Here is a 17,131-nt window from a genome sequence, read left to right as displayed (position 1 = left end):
ATTAATTATAAAATTTATTATACCATTTTTTCGAGTAAAATCAAGAGCGTTCGGAATAAGCTTCTGACAATGAATATAAATAATGACACGGAAAAATAGTTAGGCGCTCCTCAAAGATATTAGCCAATGTTCTTACAAGCGGCTGATCTTCGTCCTTCGTATATAAAAATATTTTCTTCGGTGCCATAGAGAGCAGTGGAGCGATTACAGCAGAGTCAACATAAACAGGATGATTCGATAAGAGTCGAGGATCAAGAATATCTAAAATCATTTCGTCCGGCATTTCTCGTAAAGCTTCATCAAAAAAATGAATAGGCCTTTCAAGAAGAAGGTGAACAATATTTTGTTTTGTATTTCTTTTATGCAAATAATCCCGTAGCATTTGAATAAAAACCTGGTAATCTTGTTCCATTTTATATTCATCAATGGCTACTTCTAAATAACCCGATACACGTTCAAAGTAGTTTTTTAAACGAAACCTTAAAAAGGAATCAAAAGCAACAGCCCCATCAAAATTAAGTAAATCAATCACTGACTCACCGATAATCTCTTTTTCAGCAATAACCCCTACGAGAGATGTCAACTCCTCTCTCTCTCCATTAAACATATCGGTAACGATCTCCATTATTTCGTTCCGCTCGTCCTCATTTTCAAATCTATATTTCCTAATTAGAACTTGATTGAGCCATTCATTTCGTTTAATGCTACGTATATACTGAACAATTGCCGATAAATAGTGGTCCTTTTTTGTCAACAAATCTTGAAAAGAGTATATAAAATGGCCCCGCTTTTCCTGAAAGGAGTCATGTAAGCCATTGTCAGCTAAAAAAGTTCGAAAGCGGATTGCCTCTTTAATGGATTTGAACATTAATTCCAAGCCTGTTCCCCCTTTTTTCCGCGTTGATAAATGTATATGAAGAGAAAAAGGGACTAGACCTAGGAATAGAAAAAACATTTATCATAATTAACAGTTTAGCTATTACTAGCGAAAATCAATCAACGTAAAAAAACACCCGTCATAGGGTGCAAATTTAATGACGGCGATTTGGACCCGAGAGCATCATCGGAATCGCCAAATATTTTATTCTTTCCATAATACGAGCAGCCTTTAATTTTTCTTCCTCGCCACGTTGTGAATGTGTAAGGTGATGTTCTAATCCGGAAAAATCGAAATTGGATGTGAAAAAGGTCGGAAGTTGTTCATGCATTCTAAATTGAAGGACAGAACCCAGTATTTCATCCCTTGTCCAACTTGACATAGCTTCGGCACCGATATCATCCAACATCAAGATGCTGGCATTTTTAACAGTTTCTAATTTTTCATTTAATGTTTGGTCTCCTAGTGACTGTTTCATTTCACGTAAAAATTCTGGAACATAAACGATTAAAGACGCGATTCCTTTTGAAGCTAGTTGATTCGCAATGGCACCAAGTAAATAGGATTTTCCAACGCCAAATTTCCCATATAAATATAAACCTTTCATCCGAGTCCCTGGCTGATAAGTAGAGGCAAATTGTTCTGCAAATTCAAATGCATCACTTCGGTCTGGGGTATCCAAGGAAAAATTAGCAAAAGAAGCTTGTAATATTTCTTTTGGAACATAAATACTTTTGATTAATTTTTCCGTTTTTCGACGTTCATCATCAATTATTTTATTAGGACATGGGCGATAAAAAAGCTCAATCTTACCTTTTTCCAGGGCTAAAACTGGTTCGTAACCTTGCATCATATTCTTGCAACCATCAAGCCCATTACAATTTGCGCACCCTTTGGATTGAGATGCGTACTCATGTAATTTCATTAAATTTTGTTCAATCATTTGTTCCGTTAGCTCATTTTGATTTTCTAGTAAAAAAGATTGGACATCGGAGTTTGATAATACATCCATTTTCATTTGATCATACCGTTTCTGAAAATTGGATGAACGGGTCATTTTGTTAAGAGTTTTATTTATCCGCTCCACCTTTTTCACCTCCATTTTCACGGTACTTTTGTTGAATCGCTTCTAACCTTCGACGTTTTGCCTCTTGTTCTTCATTAAAAACGACCTCTTGTTGTTCCTCCGGTTCGGTAAACCAATCTGGTAGTTTCTCCGTTCGGATTGGCTGGTTTCTTTTTGTAGTGGATGTCTTTTTATCACTTGCCCATTCTTGGTATTGACGGTGTTCACTTTTAGCTAGATCCATTGCTTCGCGAACTGTTTTTATTTTTTTTCGTGACCAATGTGAGGCAATTTTTGCTATATAACTTTTCGAAAGCTTCATGTCCGTTCTCAGCATTACATAATGAATAAGGACATTTGTTACACCTGGTAATAGTTTTTGCTGAAACATAACATCTTCCACAACTCGCAGATCTGATATAGCAGGCTCTCCACCATCAGATAAATCAATTAAAAATTGCCTTGGCGATACAGTCTCAAGGTAAGATACTAGCTGGTCCTCTTTCGTTTTTGGTTCAGTTTCGATTGTTCTGTGCAAGACCGGCTGTTTACGATCTACTAATTGAGGTAGTTGATTTTCATGTTCCATTTGGTACCAATCACGGGCAGCCTTTCTAAGTTCATCTATATCTATTTCTTGATCTGCAGATAAACTAGAAAGTACAATGTTTTTCATATCAATTGCATTTACTGAATACAAATATGAGAGCTTTGAGATCGCTTCGCGTACGCTTTTCGTAAATGCTTTGCGCGGAATCATGATCTCGGATAATCCCGTGAATAAAAGGTCAAAATCAAAATCCGTCCCATCAATTTGGATGGGGTTTGCTCCCTTTCTTGTCATGAATTCTTGATTCTGATCTGCAGCACTTGCTAATTGGACATCTGTATCTGCTAAAACGGACTGGCCTAATGATGAAAAAACGTCCTGAAAAGAACGTGTCATTTCTTTATATTCATTCAAGTCTAATGCTTGATCCGTGAAAAATCGCTTTAGTTTCAAAAACTGAGATTGACCAAGCTTTTGATATAAATATATATTTAGCATTCCATCTGTAAAAAAATCCTCCGCAGATAATGGAGGCTGTATCTCGTATAAGAAAGTTCGGCCACTTTCATGACTTTTTATATAAGTTTTAAGTAAACCAATACCTTCTAGTTTTAGTCGTGCCTGAAAGATTTCTTCAAGATTCAAATCGAAAAAGTTCATTAAATGATAATGATTCCATTCTTCCGACCATGTTCGATTTCTTTCTACCTTATTCCAGAGTGTATGATATAGGCTTGTACTTATCGGCCCTATCAATGGTTGGTATAAAAGATCAATGATTTTTTGGTCAAATTCATGTAAAACCCCATTCGTCTTTACAAAAAACGAATCAATAGGCTGAATTTCATTCCAATAAGGCTTCATGTCAAAAACACACTTTCATTAATCTTTTTTAATAAGATCTTTTAATTCATCTAAAAAAACATTAATATCTTTAAATTGACGATAAACAGAGGCAAATCGAACATAGGCCACTTCGTCTATTCTGGCTAATTTATCCATAACCATTTCCCCGATACAATCTGACTTCACTTCAGCTTGACCAAGATTACGGAGTTCTCTTTCAATTTCATGAGTGATCTGGTCAAGTTGATCTAAAGAAACTGGGCGTTTTTCACAAGCCCGAATTAAACCACGCAATATTTTTTCACGGCTAAATTCTTCACGAATCCCTTCTTTTTTCACAACAATGAGCGGAGTTTCTTCGACTCTTTCAAATGTAGTAAACCGATACGAACATTTCTCACATTCTCTTCTTCTTCTAATAGATCGAATATCGTCAACAGGTCGGGAATCAACAACACGTGTACCATTATGATTACAAGACGGGCATCTCATCCTATCAGCTCCGTTCATAGTTCTTTTCAATATTATACAATATTTTTATGTTAAAAAACAAAGATGCCCTTCTTTCATCTTTATTTCCATTAAAAAATGCCTCCGAATATCGAAAGATCCAATTATGGCTTTAATTTCCAATTAATAATAAGATCGTCTATTTGAAACTCAGTTTGCGTCAATGAACCATTATTATCAATGACATAATCTGCAAGGTTGATCTTCTCTTTTAATGAAAGCTGAGACTGTATTCTGGCCATCGCCTCAGACTCAGTAAGGTTATTTCTTTTCATCAGTCTTTGTAACTGTGTTTCTTCGTTTACGAACACAAGAATTGTTTTTTTAACTAAATGGGTTAGCTTGCTCTCGAATAATAACGGAATGTCGTAAATAATCGTTTGTTTACCAGCTACAATGGCTTCTTTCTTCCATTCTTCCATTCTGATTCTGACTGCCGGATGAACAATTTGATTTAATTTCTTCCTTTCATTCTCATCATGGAAAATAATAGAACCTAATTTAGCACGATCAATTGACCCGTCGGAGTGAAGTATATCCCTCCCAAAGGAAACCACCACTTGCTCATAAGCTTTTTCTCCTGGTTCAACAACTGCTCTTGCGGCTAAATCTGCATCAACTATGGTAAATCCTCTTTTTTTAAGCATATTGGAGACGGTACTTTTCCCACTTGCAATACCGCCTGTTAATCCAATTACGGTGGCCATCCTTAACACCTCGTTACTTACTGCATTTTTAATATTCCGATTAGAATCAGCAAAACACCAGGCATAAAAGCAAACTTTTGTATTCCGGCAGATTTAGAGAAAAAACTACCGATATGAAGTCCTGTTGTTAAAAAAACACCACTCATGAGAGCTGCCAAACCAGAAAGCATGAATGGAGAATAACCGATCATTGCTGCACCTATTCCTGCTCCAAATGCATCCAGTGATAAGGCAACCCCGAGCAGGAGTGCTTCTACTCCTGTTATCGTACCAGACTGGTCGAAATCCGCCCGTGTTGGCTTTTTTAAAATATGAATGACAATGCCAAGAGCTTTAATTTCCCAGTCAAGTACTAATCTTTCTTCCACTTCTTCTTTTTCAATATGAGCTCTTTCAGAACGAAAAAATTGGAAAACAACCCAGCCACCAATCATTATTAAAATAACTCCACCGATTCGATTGGCTATTGTTGGTGACAATACATGCAAAAGTAGTTGCCCGGCAAACATTGCAATCCCTAGTGAAATGGCTGTGCATATAGCAATAATGATAATAGATTTTATAGGAATTTTCATTTTCCTTAAGCCATAAACTACTCCTGTACTAAAACTGTCTAAGCTGATTGCCATAGCTAGTAGTAGGAGTGATATTGTCATACCCATAGATAACACCTTCCCTATAACAATGGATAAAGCCATTATATGAAGAAGATGTAGGTACGGTTAAAAAGGCGCCCGCCCAATTTTGAAGGATCATATTCCATTCCGCTGGCAAGCAGGGCAAAAATGGGTGCCTCGTCCAGCAAGCTTTGTTTTTTCTATCGGTGTACCACAATTAGGGCACAATTCATTTTTTCTGCCGTAAACCAATAAAGATTGTTGGTACGTACCCGAAATACCATGGGAATTCATATACGAATTAACCGAGCTTCCCCCGGAGGCAATTGATTCTGTCAACGTATCTATCGCTTCCTTTCGTATTTTGGATACCTCTTCTTTACTAAGGGAGTTAGCTCGTCTTCCTGGATAAACTTTCGCGCGAAAAAGAACTTCATCAACGTAAATATTTCCAAGTCCTGTCACAATAGTTTGGTCCAGCAAAACAGCTTTAATATTTCTCTCTGTCCGTTGGAGTCGCTCAAATAAATAGTCATCTGTAAAATCTGAATCAAACGGTTCTGGGCCTAATTTAGCAAGCGGCAATACCGAAAACTCTGTACCTCTTGTAAATAAATGCATTGTCCCAAATTTACGGACATCACGATAAAACAGTGCTGTCCCATCTTCAAATTGAAAAACAACATGCGTATGTTTATCCGGAAGTTCGTTTTCATTGTGAAGGGAGTAGTTCCCTTCCATCCTTAAGTGGGATACGAGCGTATAGTCATTGAGTAAAAATAAAAGAAATTTGCCCTTTCGACTAATATCCTGTATCGTTTGCCCCTTTACAGCATCTTGAAATTGCTCATACTCCACTGGATGCTTGATAATTTTAGGCCATGTTATGTCCACTTTTCGAATAGTTTTCCCCGCGACAAGTTCTAATAATGACCGTCGAACTGATTCGACTTCTGGTAATTCAGGCATTTCCACACCCCATTTTTAATAAAGTCTATCTTGATGTGTATTAGCCCCCATCTTTTATAGTGGAGGCTAATAATTCTTTCTTATTTTGAATCAAACCAAGTAGGTCCGTACGCATATTCAACTTTTAATGGTACAGTTAGTTGTAAAGCCTGTTCCATCACTTCCGGGACTAGTTCTATTAACGTTTCAATTTCTGATTTTGGCGCTTCAAATATTAATTCGTCATGTACTTGCAGTAAAAGGCGAGTTTGTAAGTTTTCTTTCTCCAAACGCTTGGCCATATCAATCATTGCTTTCTTAATGATGTCGGCGGCACTCCCTTGAATGGGTGTGTTCATCGCAGTTCGCTCACCAAAACCTCTTATATTAAAATTGCGGCTCGTTACTTCCGGAATATAACGTCTACGATGGAGAAGTGTCGATACATACCCCTTTTCCCGAGCTTCTTGGACAATATCTTCCATATAATTTTTAACCCCTGGGAAGCTTTGTAAGTAGCGTTCAATAAATTCCCCTGCTTCTTTTCTCGTAATTCCAAGGCTCTGGGATAAGCCGTAATCACTAATGCCATAGACAATACCAAAGTTAACTGCTTTTGCGTGCCTACGCATATTACTATCAACTTCATCCGCAGGAACATGAAAGACATCTGATGCTGTTTTCGTATGGATATCCATATCTTGTAAAAAGGCTTCCTTCAAATTTTCGTCCTGTGCGATTTCCGCTAAAACACGCAATTCAATTTGAGAATAGTCGGCTGCAAAGATCACCCAGTCCTCTTCAGACGGTATAAATGCTTGTCTAATTCTACGGCCTTCTTCTAAACGAATCGGGATGTTTTGAAGGTTAGGGTCTGTTGAACTTAATCTTCCTGTTGAAGTAAGTGCCTGATTAAAGCGTGTATGCACTTTATTTGTATCCCTATGAACAACTTTTAACAAGCCTTCAATGTAAGTAGACTGGAGTTTTCCAAGTTGCCGATAATTTAATATCTCTGGAATAATCTCATGCGCCTGCTCTAATTTTTCCAATACATCTGCAGAAGTCGAATAGCCGGTCTTCGTCTTTTTAATAGCAGGTAGCCCTAGCTTATCAAACAGAATAACCCCTAGTTGTTTAGGCGAATTAATATTAAATTTTTCACCTGCAAGTTCATATATTCGTAATTCGATCTCATTTAATCGTAAAGCTAGTTCCTCTTTCATTTCAGTAAGCCTGTTAACATCTACCTTCACACCGGTATACTCCATTTTGGCTAAAATCATGGAAAGTGGCAACTCAAGATCATAAAATAGATCTGTTTGTTCATTTTCTTCTAGTTCTTTTAAGCAACGGTCATATAACGCATTAATTCCTACAGCTTTTCGTGCGAGATGTTCTGCTAACTCTTGTACATCAGGAATTTTTCTTTTTGCCCCTTTGCCAAAAATAGCTTCATCTGAATGAATATCTGTATATTGATGGCGCTTCGCAACACCAGCAAAATCTTCCGTTGATTCAGATGGATTTAATAAATAGGAAACAAGTAATAAATCGAAATCAATTCCTTTTAAATCAATTCCACGCCATTTCAGTGCCACAACCGAACGTTTAGCATCATATACACGTTTCTTTTTTGAGGAATCATTTGCCCATTGTTTAAATGTATCAGATTCTAGCGCTACTTCTGTTGGTATATAATAATTTCCAGTCTCATTCGCAAGCCCTAGTCCAATAATATCCCCAGTATGATAATTATCATCAAGTACTTCAACATATAGAGCTGTATTATCAGTCAGAATTTCTTCATCTATAGTTTCAATGATATGAAAAGGAAGCTCCTTTACTTCATCGATCTCCATTTCTTCTACGCCATCAAGTTTGTCCAATAAAGAGTTAAAACCAAGTTCTCTAAATGCAGCCGATAATTGGGTTGGATCATATCCTTCATAACTGAGATCATCTACAGATATCTCTACTGGTGCTTCCTTCATTATCGTGGCTAGATCTTTACTCATAACTGCTTGATCTTTATTTTCGGCGAGTTTTTCTTTTAATTTTTTTCCGCTGACTTCATCAATATGTTCAAGTAAATTTTCCAATGTATGAAATTGTTTTAATAATTTGATCGCCGTTTTTTCGCCAACACCAGGTACTCCAGGTATATTGTCAGATTGGTCGCCCATTAAACCTTTCATATCAATAATTTGCTCTGCTGTAAGACCATATTTCTCTTGAATGTGTTCAGGAGTATATTCTTCAATATCTGTAATACCTTTTCGTGTAATCGCAACTGTTGTTTTTTCCGTACTAAGTTGCGTAAGGTCTTTATCACCAGAAATAATTAGAACGTCAAAGCCTTCTTTTTCCGCTTTAGTAGCTAATGTTCCAATAATATCATCTGCTTCATAGTTTTCTAGCTCATAGCGTTTGATTCCGTATGCATCAAGCAGATCGCGCAAAAATGGAAATTGCTCGGATAGTTCAGGTGGCGTTTTTTGTCTGCCACCCTTGTATTCCGTAAAAGTAGAATGACGAAATGTTGTTTTTCCTGCGTCAAAAGCAACAAGTATATGAGTTGGCTTTTTCTCTTCTAATACTTTCATTAACATAGTAGTAAATCCGTAAATTGCATTTGTATGGATTCCTTTATCATTGTTCAATAGCGGCAAGGCGAAAAAGGCTCGATATGCAATACTATTACCGTCAATTAACATTAATCTTTTCTTCAATAAAAAAACCTCCTGTGGAGCAGGTTCGTCCAATATTTAATATATCTATTTTAGCATGCGGGCGTAGAAAGTAAAAATGATGGGGATTGCTTTTCTTGTAGGAAGTATTTCTGTTATATATAAAGAATCCCGCACAGCCATTGATATGCGGGATTCTCAATAATTTATTCTGTATAGCCCATTAAAATTCTTGCATAAGGTGAGTCAGACGGAATGACAATCACAGTATCTTCACCAATCGTTTTCTTATACGTTTCTAATGTCCGATATAGATTATAGAATTCTGGATCTTTTGAAAAAGCTTTATTATAAATCTTAGCTGCTTCTCCTTCTCCTTCAGCGCGGACTTCTTCTGCGTCTGCTTTGGCTATTGAGAGCATTTCAGTAACTTTTCGGTCGGTTTCTGCCATAATTTCATTTTTCTTGGCATCCCCTTTTGATAAGTATTCTTGCGCTGTAGATTGCCGTTCTGAAACCATTCGAGTATATACTGAGTTTTCGTTTTCCTCTGGTAAATCTGTCCGTTTTGTACGAACATCAATAACTGTAATCCCATATTCGTCTTTAGAAAGTAATGCATTCACTTTTTCTGTTACTTGATCGTTTAAACTTCCCCGCGATGATTTTTCATCATTGATGATTTCAGCGTAGTTTAATTGACCGAGCTCAGCACGAACAACGGAGTAAATAAACTCTTCCATCCGTGATTCAGCATTGAGCACCGTTCTCGCATTGGAAATCATTTTTCGTGGATCGTCGATTTTCCAAACAGCATAGTTATCAATAATCATACGCTTTTTGTCTTTCGTATTAATTTCTGCTTGTGATACATCATAAATCATTTGGTATTTTGGTAAAGTGGAAACCGTTTGGAGAAACGGAATTTTAAAGGCGAGGCCAGGTTCGCTTTCCACTCGAACTACTTCTTGAAATTGACGAACTACTTTATATTCGCCCTCTCTAACGATAAAAATGCTAGATAGGAACAACACGAGTAAAACAATCAATCCGATGAAAAACATTCCGACCTTCATGTATTTTCGCACTTCTCGATCGATCGTTTTTTTCTCCATATTCACTACTTTATCACTCATTCTTTTCCCCTCCTTCGTCGTTAGGCGCTGGGGTATTGTTGTTTGTGTCTGCTTGTTTTGTAGTTTCTTTCTCTAATGGGCGAATAGGGAAATATTTTAATGTATTACCATCATCATTCATAATATAGATTTCAGCCCCTGGAAGCACTTTTTCAAGTGTCTCCAATGTTAGACGTTCACGCGTAATTTCAGGATTTGTTTTATATTGTTCATAAAGAGAATTAAATACGGAAACATTACCACGTGCTTCCTCAATCCGCGCCGCTTTCTCTCCATCAGCATTAGATTTGATTGCAGCCTTTTCCCCTTCAGCTTCATTCATACGTTTGTTTTCATATTTTTTCGCTTCATTTATCTTTGTATTCATCGTCTCACGAGCATCTGTCACAGCTGTAAATGCACTGCGGACTTCTTCGTTTGGCAATTCAACATCTTTCAGATTAACAGCTAAAACGGAAATGCCGATATCATATTTATCTAATAATGATGTTAGAAGATCACGGACATTCCCCTCTATTTCGGCTTTTCCCGTCGTTAACGCATCATCAATTTTTGAACTTCCGATAATACTTCTTAAAGACGCGGATGTTGCGTTATACAATATTCCTTCCGGATTTTCGGCATTAAATAAGTATTTTTCAGGATCTGTTATTTTCCATTGAACTACGAGGTCTGCTAATACAATATTTTCGTCACCAGTAATCATCTTTGTTTCACTTTTTGATCCTGCCTCATCCAAAAAGCCAAAATCTAATTTCAAAGTCTCAGCTTGCAATTTTTCTACATTTTGAATTGGCCATGGCAGTTTAAAATGTAACCCTGGATCTGTCACTGTTTGGTCAACTTTTCCAAAAGTTAATATTACAGCCTGATCTGATTCGTCTACTGTGTACCAAGAAGTCATCGCAACAATAGCGAGAACAATAATGCCTATGATCATACCTGTTGCTGTATAAATTCGCTTTAAGCTCATAGTACCCTTCCCCTTCTAGTAATCTCTCAATCTCTTTATACGAATAAGTCGTTAAATGGTTTCATTAAATTAATATAAAGTGAAACTTCAATCAGTGGGGTTTTCTACATTGCCCACTGATTGTTAGTTGAACCAATCGGGCTTTTACTGGCTGTTGATCCCCCATTTACAATTCTTCGATTCTCCTCGAATTCTTGAAGTGGGGGTCTTACAGCCAGTTAATGCGGGATAAAACTGAAATTCATAAACTGTCCTAAAAAAGCCGCCCGATGTTGTCTTCACAATCGGACGGCTTAAAATTCTTTTAAACTAAGACCTTCATGACATCACGAACCGAGTTGGCTGATTTCTCTAATGCTGCTTTTTCTTCAGTAGTTAGTTCAAGCTCAATGACTTCTTCAATTCCACCTTTACCAAGTATTGTAGGTACTCCGAGATAAATACCATCGAAACCATACTCACCTTCCAAATAAGCGATAGATGGAAGTACACGACGTTGGTCTTTCACAATTGCCTCGACCATTTCTACAAGGGAAGCTGCCGGTGCATAGTAAGCACTTCCATTCCCAAGTAAATTAACAATCTCTCCGCCGCCTTTACGAGTACGTTCGACAATTGCCTGAAGACGTTCCTTTGACATTAGAGTTTCAAGTGGAATTCCACCAGCGTAAGAATAACGAACTAGCGGAACCATGTCATCACCATGGCCGCCCAATACAAAACCAGTAATGTCTTTTACAGAAAGATTTAGTTCTTGTGCTATAAATGTACGGAATCGCGCTGTGTCAAGTACACCAGATTGCCCAATTACGCGATTTTTCGGAAAGCCTGATTCCTTGTAAACGGTATATGTCATCGCATCAACTGGATTTGTTAAAACAAGAATGAAGCAATTCGGAGAGTACTTCACAATTTCCTTCGTCACACTTTTCATCACTTTTTGGTTTGTTTGAACCAAATCATCACGACTCATTCCTGGTTTACGAGCAATTCCCGCTGTAATGACAACTACATCTGAATCTTTTGTATCTTCATAGTTTGACGTACCAATAATGTTAGCATCAAATCCTTGAACAGGCCCAGCTTCCAGCATATCTAAAGCTTTCCCTTTAGTAGGGTTTTCCATTTGCGGTATATCCACTAATACAATATCGCCAAGTTCTTTTTGAGCTAATAAAAACGCTGTTGTTGCACCTGTAAAACCACCGCCGATTACCGAGATCTTTTTTCTTTTCAATGTCATGAAAAAGTCCCTTCTTTCTTCAGGATGTTTTGTAGTTGCCGTGAGCAGCACTAGCATTATAACGCTCGAAAGCGAGCGAAGCCAATTGGCTATAGCGCTCGCTCACAGAGGTTCTTTTTTACTTCTTACATATTTTCAATTAATGCATTCGCAAATTCAGATGTTTTTACTTCAGTAGCACCATCCATTAAGCGCGCAAAATCGTAAGTAACAACTTTGGATTCAATTGTTTTTTCTACAGATTTGATAATCATATCTGCAGCTTCGTTCCAGCCCAAATGTTCTAGCATAAGAACACCTGAAAGAAGAACAGAAGATGGGTTTACTTTATCAAGGCCCGCATACTTAGGTGCTGTACCATGTGTTGCTTCAAAGATAGCGTGTCCAGTTTCGTAGTTAATGTTAGCACCTGGAGCAATACCAATTCCACCAACTTGAGCAGCTAGAGCATCGGAAATATAATCTCCGTTAAGGTTCATTGTCGCAACTACATCAAATTCTTTTGGACGAGTTAGAATTTGCTGTAGGAAGATATCAGCAATAGCATCTTTAATGATAATCTTTCCGTTTGCTTCGGCATCAGCTTGAGCTTTATTAGCTGCATCTGTACCTTCAGCTTCTTTAATTTGATCATATTGATTCCAAGTGAATACTTGATCAGCAAATTCCTTTTCAGCTAGTTCATAACCCCAATTTTTAAACGCGCCTTCTGTAAATTTCATAATATTACCTTTATGAACAAGTGTTACAGATTTGCGCCCTTCTTTAATAGCATAGTTGATTGCTGCACGAACAAGTCGCTCTGTTCCTTCTTGCGATACAGGCTTAATACCGATTCCGGAAGTTTCTGGGAAACGAATTTTATTAACACCCATTTCGTTTTTAAGGAAAGTAATCAGCTTTTGTACTTCTTCTGAGCCTTCTTTATACTCAATTCCTGCATAGATATCTTCTGTATTTTCACGGAAAATGACCATATCTGTATCTTCAGGACGTTTAACAGGGGAAGGTACTCCATCAAAATAACGAACCGGACGTAAGCAAACAAATAAGTCTAGCTCTTGACGAAGAGCAACGTTTAGAGAACGAATTCCACCGCCAATAGGTGTTGTAAGTGGTCCTTTGATTGCAATTAAATATTCGCGAATTGTATCAAGTGTTTCGGCCGGAAGCCACTCGCCCGTTTTATTAAAGGCTTTTTCCCCAGCGTATACTTCTTTCCACTCGATTTTCTTTTTGCCGCCATATGCTTTTTCTACAGACGCATCCAATACCTTTTGCGCTGCTGCCCAAATATCAGGGCCTGTTCCATCTCCCTCAATAAAAGGAATAATCGGGTTATCAGGAGTTTGAAGTACTCCATTTTCTACTGTAATCTTTTGACCTTGTGACATTTTGTTCCCTCCATTTTCATATCAACAACTATGCTATCAAAGTTTTTATAAATTTTCTATATTCTTTGATTATCGATCTGCAAGTGATTTAAATTCTCTCATTCCAGGTCCTGTATACTCTGCACGAGGACGAATTAATCTGTTATTTTCATATTGTTCAAGAATGTGGGCAATCCACCCAGATACACGAGATACAGCAAAGATCGGTGTAAACAGATCATGATCAATACGAAGACTATGGTAAACAGATGCTGAATAAAAATCCACATTTGGCGGTAATGGTTTTTTCGAAGTTAGTACTTCGCGTACTTTTTCAGAAATTTCAAACCATTGCGGTTCTCCAGTAATATCTGTTAGCTTTCTAGACATTTCACGTAAGTGCTTGGCACGTGGGTCTCCTTGACGGTAAACTCTGTGACCAAATCCCATGATTTTTTCTTTATTTGCTAACTTATCTAATATATAAGGCTCAGCATTTTCTAATGTACCGATTTCACTTAGCATGTTCATTACTTGCTCATTTGCTCCACCATGCAACGGACCTTTCAAAGCGCCGATAGCTGCAGTGACGCCTGAATACATGTCAGATAAAGTAGCAACACACACTCTAGCAGTAAATGTGGAAGCATTTAACTCGTGGTCAGCATGAAGAACGAGCGCTTTATTCATTGCTTCTTCTTCAACAGCTGTTGGCTCTTCGCCATTCAACATATATAAGAAGTTTTTTGCAATGCTATAATCTTTTCTTGGAGCAATTGGATCTAATCCCTTTCGAATTCTCGAAAATGCCGCTACGATCGTAGGCATCTTCGCTTGAAGGCGAATCGCTTTCCGATAGTTCGCTTCTTGCTCCATAACATCTGCTTCATCATCAAAAAGACCCAATGTCGATACAGCAGTACGAAGAGCTGCCATTGGATGAACCTTATTGATAGGATACATTTTAAAACTATCAATCACTTCTTGTGGAATCTCCATATCATCCGCAAGCTGTTGTTTCAGTTCTTCTAGTTGTTCATTATTTGGTAATTCTAAATGCCATAGCAAATAAATGACTTCTTCAAAACTTGCATTTTCGGTCAAGTCATCAATATTATAACCAACGTATGTAAGGGTATCATCGATGATTGAACTGATGGAGGAAGTTGTTGCAACAATTCCTTCCAGTCCGCGTGTTGCTGTCATAAAAGTAACATCTCCTTTATCTTTTTTAAATCGCCTAGTTTTGCAGCCAATCCATACTAGACTGTAAAACAGCAATCCATTTTCACATAATAAATGAAACAGTTTTCATACATTATTATAGACTAAATATGAATCTTGTCTATTCGGATTGAGTTGCTTCCTTTGCCATTATAACTAAATTTTTCAGTTTTGGGAATGGAAACGCTTCATATTCCCAAGCATTTTACATATATTTCATCTCTTACGATTTTATGTGTATCAAAAATCGGCAACATTTTACTGAAAGAAGTCAAAAATTTTCATAGCCATATAAGCGATACCAGCTCCAATTAATGGTCCTACTGCAACTCCTTTAAAAACAGCTACTGCAAGGATAGTCCCAATTACAAGTGCAGTTGTAATATGGGGATCTGTCGATAATAACTGTATTCCATATTTTGCAATGAGGGCAACAGCCATGCCTGCTCCAAGAGCTATCCAAGCATATGGAGATTTAACGGCATCGCCCAATTCTTTGAAACCGATATGACCACTAGCAATCGGTGCAAGAACAGCAATCGTTATGATCGTAACTCCCCAGTTAATCCCTTTTGTTTGTAAAGTTTCAAATAATTTTCCATCTAAGCCAATTAGCTTTAAAATTATTAATACTGCTGCAGCAACGATTAGAGAATTATTCTTTGCAATAAAACCAATCGTTAATAATAAGATCATAAATAAAAGCGGCTGATTAAACATTTAAATCTTCCCTTCCTAAATCTTACAGTCAACCCAGTAAACATGATATGATTAGTAAAAACAGAATGATCATTCAAGAAATTGTTGAGGTGACCGAATGAAACGTGAAAATGTTCAAAGATTAATTCGTTTTCTTATAGTCATCATGACCATCATCATTTCATTTATTTTAATCTATTTTGTCGCAAAATTTACCTACCCTTTTATTATTGCAATTGTTATTGCCCTGTTAATTAATCCAGCCGTCCATTTTTTAGAAAAAACTTGTAGATTCCCTAGAACTTTAGCTGTGCTTACATCATTAATTTTATTAATTGGTATTTTTGCTGGGTTAATAACCTTGTTGATCGCGGAAATAGTTGACGGAGCTAATTATTTAGCGAAAGTAGTGCCTGACCAGACCCGAATCCTTATTGAGTCGATCCAAAATTGGTTTGCCGCTCAGGTCATCCCTTTCTATAATCAAATTGCTAGTATGTTCAATAGCCTTGAAAGTGGGCAACAAGATACGATTATGGATAGTATTAGCAAGACGGGAAGTAGAATTACTGAAAGTGCTACAACTTTTTTACAAAATTTCTTTTTAGGATTACCTTCATTAGTCTCTTGGATCCCTAATGCTGCAACAGTTCTTGTCTTTTCTTTATTAGCTACTTTTTTTATTAGTAAAGATTGGTATAAGTTGAGGGACATCGTAATCCGTTTAATACCAGATAAAGTTACAGGCAGTGGAAGTAAAGTTTTCTCTGATTTAAAAAAGGCATTAGCAGGATTTGTGAAAGCCCAATTCACACTGATTTCTATAACACTCGTTATTGTCCTAGTTGGTTTGCTCATTCTTAAAGTTAAGTATGCAATCACAATCGCATTAATTGCCGGGATTTTTGATTTGCTCCCCTACTTAGGAACCGGAACTGTTTTCGTCCCTTGGATTATTTATGAGATGATCACCGGAAATTATGGACTCGCTTTAGGACTTGGTATTTTATACACGGTAGTTGTTGTTCAAAGGCAGGTAATGGAACCAAAAATTTTATCTTCCAATATTGGCATGAATCCATTAGCAACATTAATTGCGTTATTTGTTGGTTTTAAAATGATAGGATTCCTTGGTTTGATCGTTGGCCCGGTTCTACTTGTTTTAATTACAACACTTCATAAAGCCCATGTTTTTCAGGATATCTGGACATATATTAAGGGGGATCCCTCCAAATAGTCCTAAAAAAAGAGCCGCTAGTGGCTCTTTTTTTATCGATAAATGTATATTTGTTTGCGATTTATCCACTTTTTAATGAGCTTTAAAAGGTAAGGTCTTACTAACTTTCGGGTAATTGGCAGAAGCAATAAAAGTCCTGTCACATCTGTAATGAAGCCGGGACTTAATAATAAAATCCCTCCCAACAAAATGCAAACACCATCAAGTAAAGCAATACCTGGAGGTTGGCCTGATAGAAGCTGATCTTGCACTTGATAAAGAGCCTTTATTCCTTGTTTCCTCGCTAAATAAGCTCCTAAAAAACCTGTTACAATAATCAATAACACAGTTGGCCAAGCACCTATCGTGTTTCCAGCTAATATAAACAAACCTATTTCCAAAGCGGGAACAATAATAAACAATAATACGAAAAACCTCATCGGCTCCACATCCGAT

The 17,131-nt window shown here is 37.2% G+C and carries 16 protein-coding genes; 1 reads left to right on the top strand and 15 read right to left on the bottom strand.

Annotated elements, in window-relative coordinates; translation table 11 throughout:
* Positions 1-40 precede the first annotated feature (40 nt).
* The 14 genes from BN1243_RS00365 to BN1243_RS00300 all read right to left on the bottom strand — a co-directional run bounded on the left by BN1243_RS00365 (position 41) and on the right by BN1243_RS00300 (position 15,480).
* On the bottom strand, positions 41-868 hold the full coding sequence (locus BN1243_RS00365; RefSeq protein WP_230200290.1) for a putative sporulation protein YtxC: 828 nt from the start codon (positions 866-868) through the stop codon (positions 41-43).
* A gap of 163 nt (positions 869-1,031) precedes the next feature.
* Positions 1,032-1,964: a primosomal protein DnaI gene (dnaI, locus tag BN1243_RS00360; RefSeq protein ID WP_062104318.1), complete on the bottom strand. Its 933-nt coding sequence runs from the start codon at positions 1,962-1,964 to the stop codon at positions 1,032-1,034.
* Positions 1,948-3,357, bottom strand: a complete 1,410-nt coding sequence (locus BN1243_RS00355; protein ID WP_062104317.1) for a replication initiation and membrane attachment family protein — start codon at positions 3,355-3,357, stop codon at positions 1,948-1,950. Before BN1243_RS00355 ends, dnaI begins: the two co-directional genes overlap by 17 nt.
* 18 nt (positions 3,358-3,375) lie before the next feature.
* Positions 3,376-3,831 carry a transcriptional regulator NrdR gene (nrdR, locus tag BN1243_RS00350; protein ID WP_062104316.1) on the bottom strand — a complete coding sequence of 152 codons (456 nt, stop codon included), beginning with the start codon at positions 3,829-3,831 and terminating at the stop codon, positions 3,376-3,378.
* Between the two features lie 122 nt (positions 3,832-3,953).
* The gene (gene coaE, locus BN1243_RS00345; RefSeq protein ID WP_062104315.1) at positions 3,954-4,556 is read right to left on the bottom strand and encodes a dephospho-CoA kinase; all 603 of its coding nucleotides are present in this window, start codon (positions 4,554-4,556) and stop codon (positions 3,954-3,956) included.
* A 17-nt stretch (positions 4,557-4,573) separates the two neighbouring features.
* A complete protein-coding gene (gene ytaF / locus BN1243_RS00340; protein ID WP_062104314.1) occupies positions 4,574-5,218 on the bottom strand; it encodes a sporulation membrane protein YtaF in 645 nt (214 codons plus the stop codon).
* A gap of 90 nt (positions 5,219-5,308) precedes the next feature.
* A complete protein-coding gene (mutM, locus tag BN1243_RS00335; RefSeq protein WP_062104313.1) occupies positions 5,309-6,142 on the bottom strand; it encodes a DNA-formamidopyrimidine glycosylase in 834 nt (277 codons plus the stop codon).
* Between the two features lie 80 nt (positions 6,143-6,222).
* The gene (polA, locus tag BN1243_RS00330) at positions 6,223-8,853 is read right to left on the bottom strand and encodes a DNA polymerase I (RefSeq protein WP_062104312.1); all 2,631 of its coding nucleotides are present in this window, start codon (positions 8,851-8,853) and stop codon (positions 6,223-6,225) included.
* Positions 8,854-9,017: 164 nt separating this feature from the next.
* Positions 9,018-9,947: a protease modulator HflC gene (gene hflC / locus BN1243_RS00325; RefSeq protein WP_062104311.1), complete on the bottom strand. Its 930-nt coding sequence runs from the start codon at positions 9,945-9,947 to the stop codon at positions 9,018-9,020.
* A complete protein-coding gene (gene hflK / locus BN1243_RS00320) occupies positions 9,940-10,920 on the bottom strand; it encodes an FtsH protease activity modulator HflK (protein WP_062104310.1) in 981 nt (326 codons plus the stop codon). Before hflK ends, hflC begins: the two co-directional genes overlap by 8 nt.
* Positions 10,921-11,224: 304 nt before the next feature.
* Entirely contained in the window at positions 11,225-12,163 is a 939-nt protein-coding gene (mdh, locus tag BN1243_RS00315) for a malate dehydrogenase (RefSeq protein WP_062104309.1), read from the bottom strand.
* A gap of 125 nt (positions 12,164-12,288) precedes the next feature.
* The gene (icd, locus tag BN1243_RS00310) at positions 12,289-13,557 is read right to left on the bottom strand and encodes an NADP-dependent isocitrate dehydrogenase (protein ID WP_062104308.1); all 1,269 of its coding nucleotides are present in this window, start codon (positions 13,555-13,557) and stop codon (positions 12,289-12,291) included.
* A 69-nt stretch (positions 13,558-13,626) separates the two neighbouring features.
* Positions 13,627-14,742 (bottom strand): citrate synthase, encoded by a 1,116-nt coding sequence (citZ, locus tag BN1243_RS00305; protein ID WP_062104307.1) that lies wholly within the window; start codon positions 14,740-14,742, stop codon positions 13,627-13,629.
* A 276-nt stretch (positions 14,743-15,018) separates the two neighbouring features.
* A complete protein-coding gene (locus tag BN1243_RS00300) occupies positions 15,019-15,480 on the bottom strand; it encodes a DUF441 domain-containing protein (RefSeq protein ID WP_062104306.1) in 462 nt (153 codons plus the stop codon).
* 97 nt (positions 15,481-15,577) lie between these two features.
* Between BN1243_RS00300 and ytvI the strand changes: the two genes are divergently transcribed.
* Positions 15,578-16,696: a sporulation integral membrane protein YtvI gene (gene ytvI, locus BN1243_RS00295; protein ID WP_062104305.1), complete on the top strand. Its 1,119-nt coding sequence runs from the start codon at positions 15,578-15,580 to the stop codon at positions 16,694-16,696.
* A 32-nt stretch (positions 16,697-16,728) separates the two neighbouring features.
* Here the strand turns inward: ytvI and BN1243_RS00290 are convergent, their stop codons facing one another.
* On the bottom strand, positions 16,729-17,115 hold the full coding sequence (locus tag BN1243_RS00290; RefSeq protein ID WP_062104304.1) for an FxsA family protein: 387 nt from the start codon (positions 17,113-17,115) through the stop codon (positions 16,729-16,731).
* Positions 17,116-17,131 lie beyond the last annotated feature (16 nt).

The sequence above is a fragment of the Bacillus niameyensis genome, from assembly GCF_001375535.1.
Lineage (GTDB): Bacteria > Bacillota > Bacilli > Bacillales > Bacillaceae_C > Lederbergia > Lederbergia niameyensis.
The sequence above is the reverse complement of the archived record's forward strand: the minus strand, read 5'-3'. Positions and strand labels throughout refer to the sequence as shown.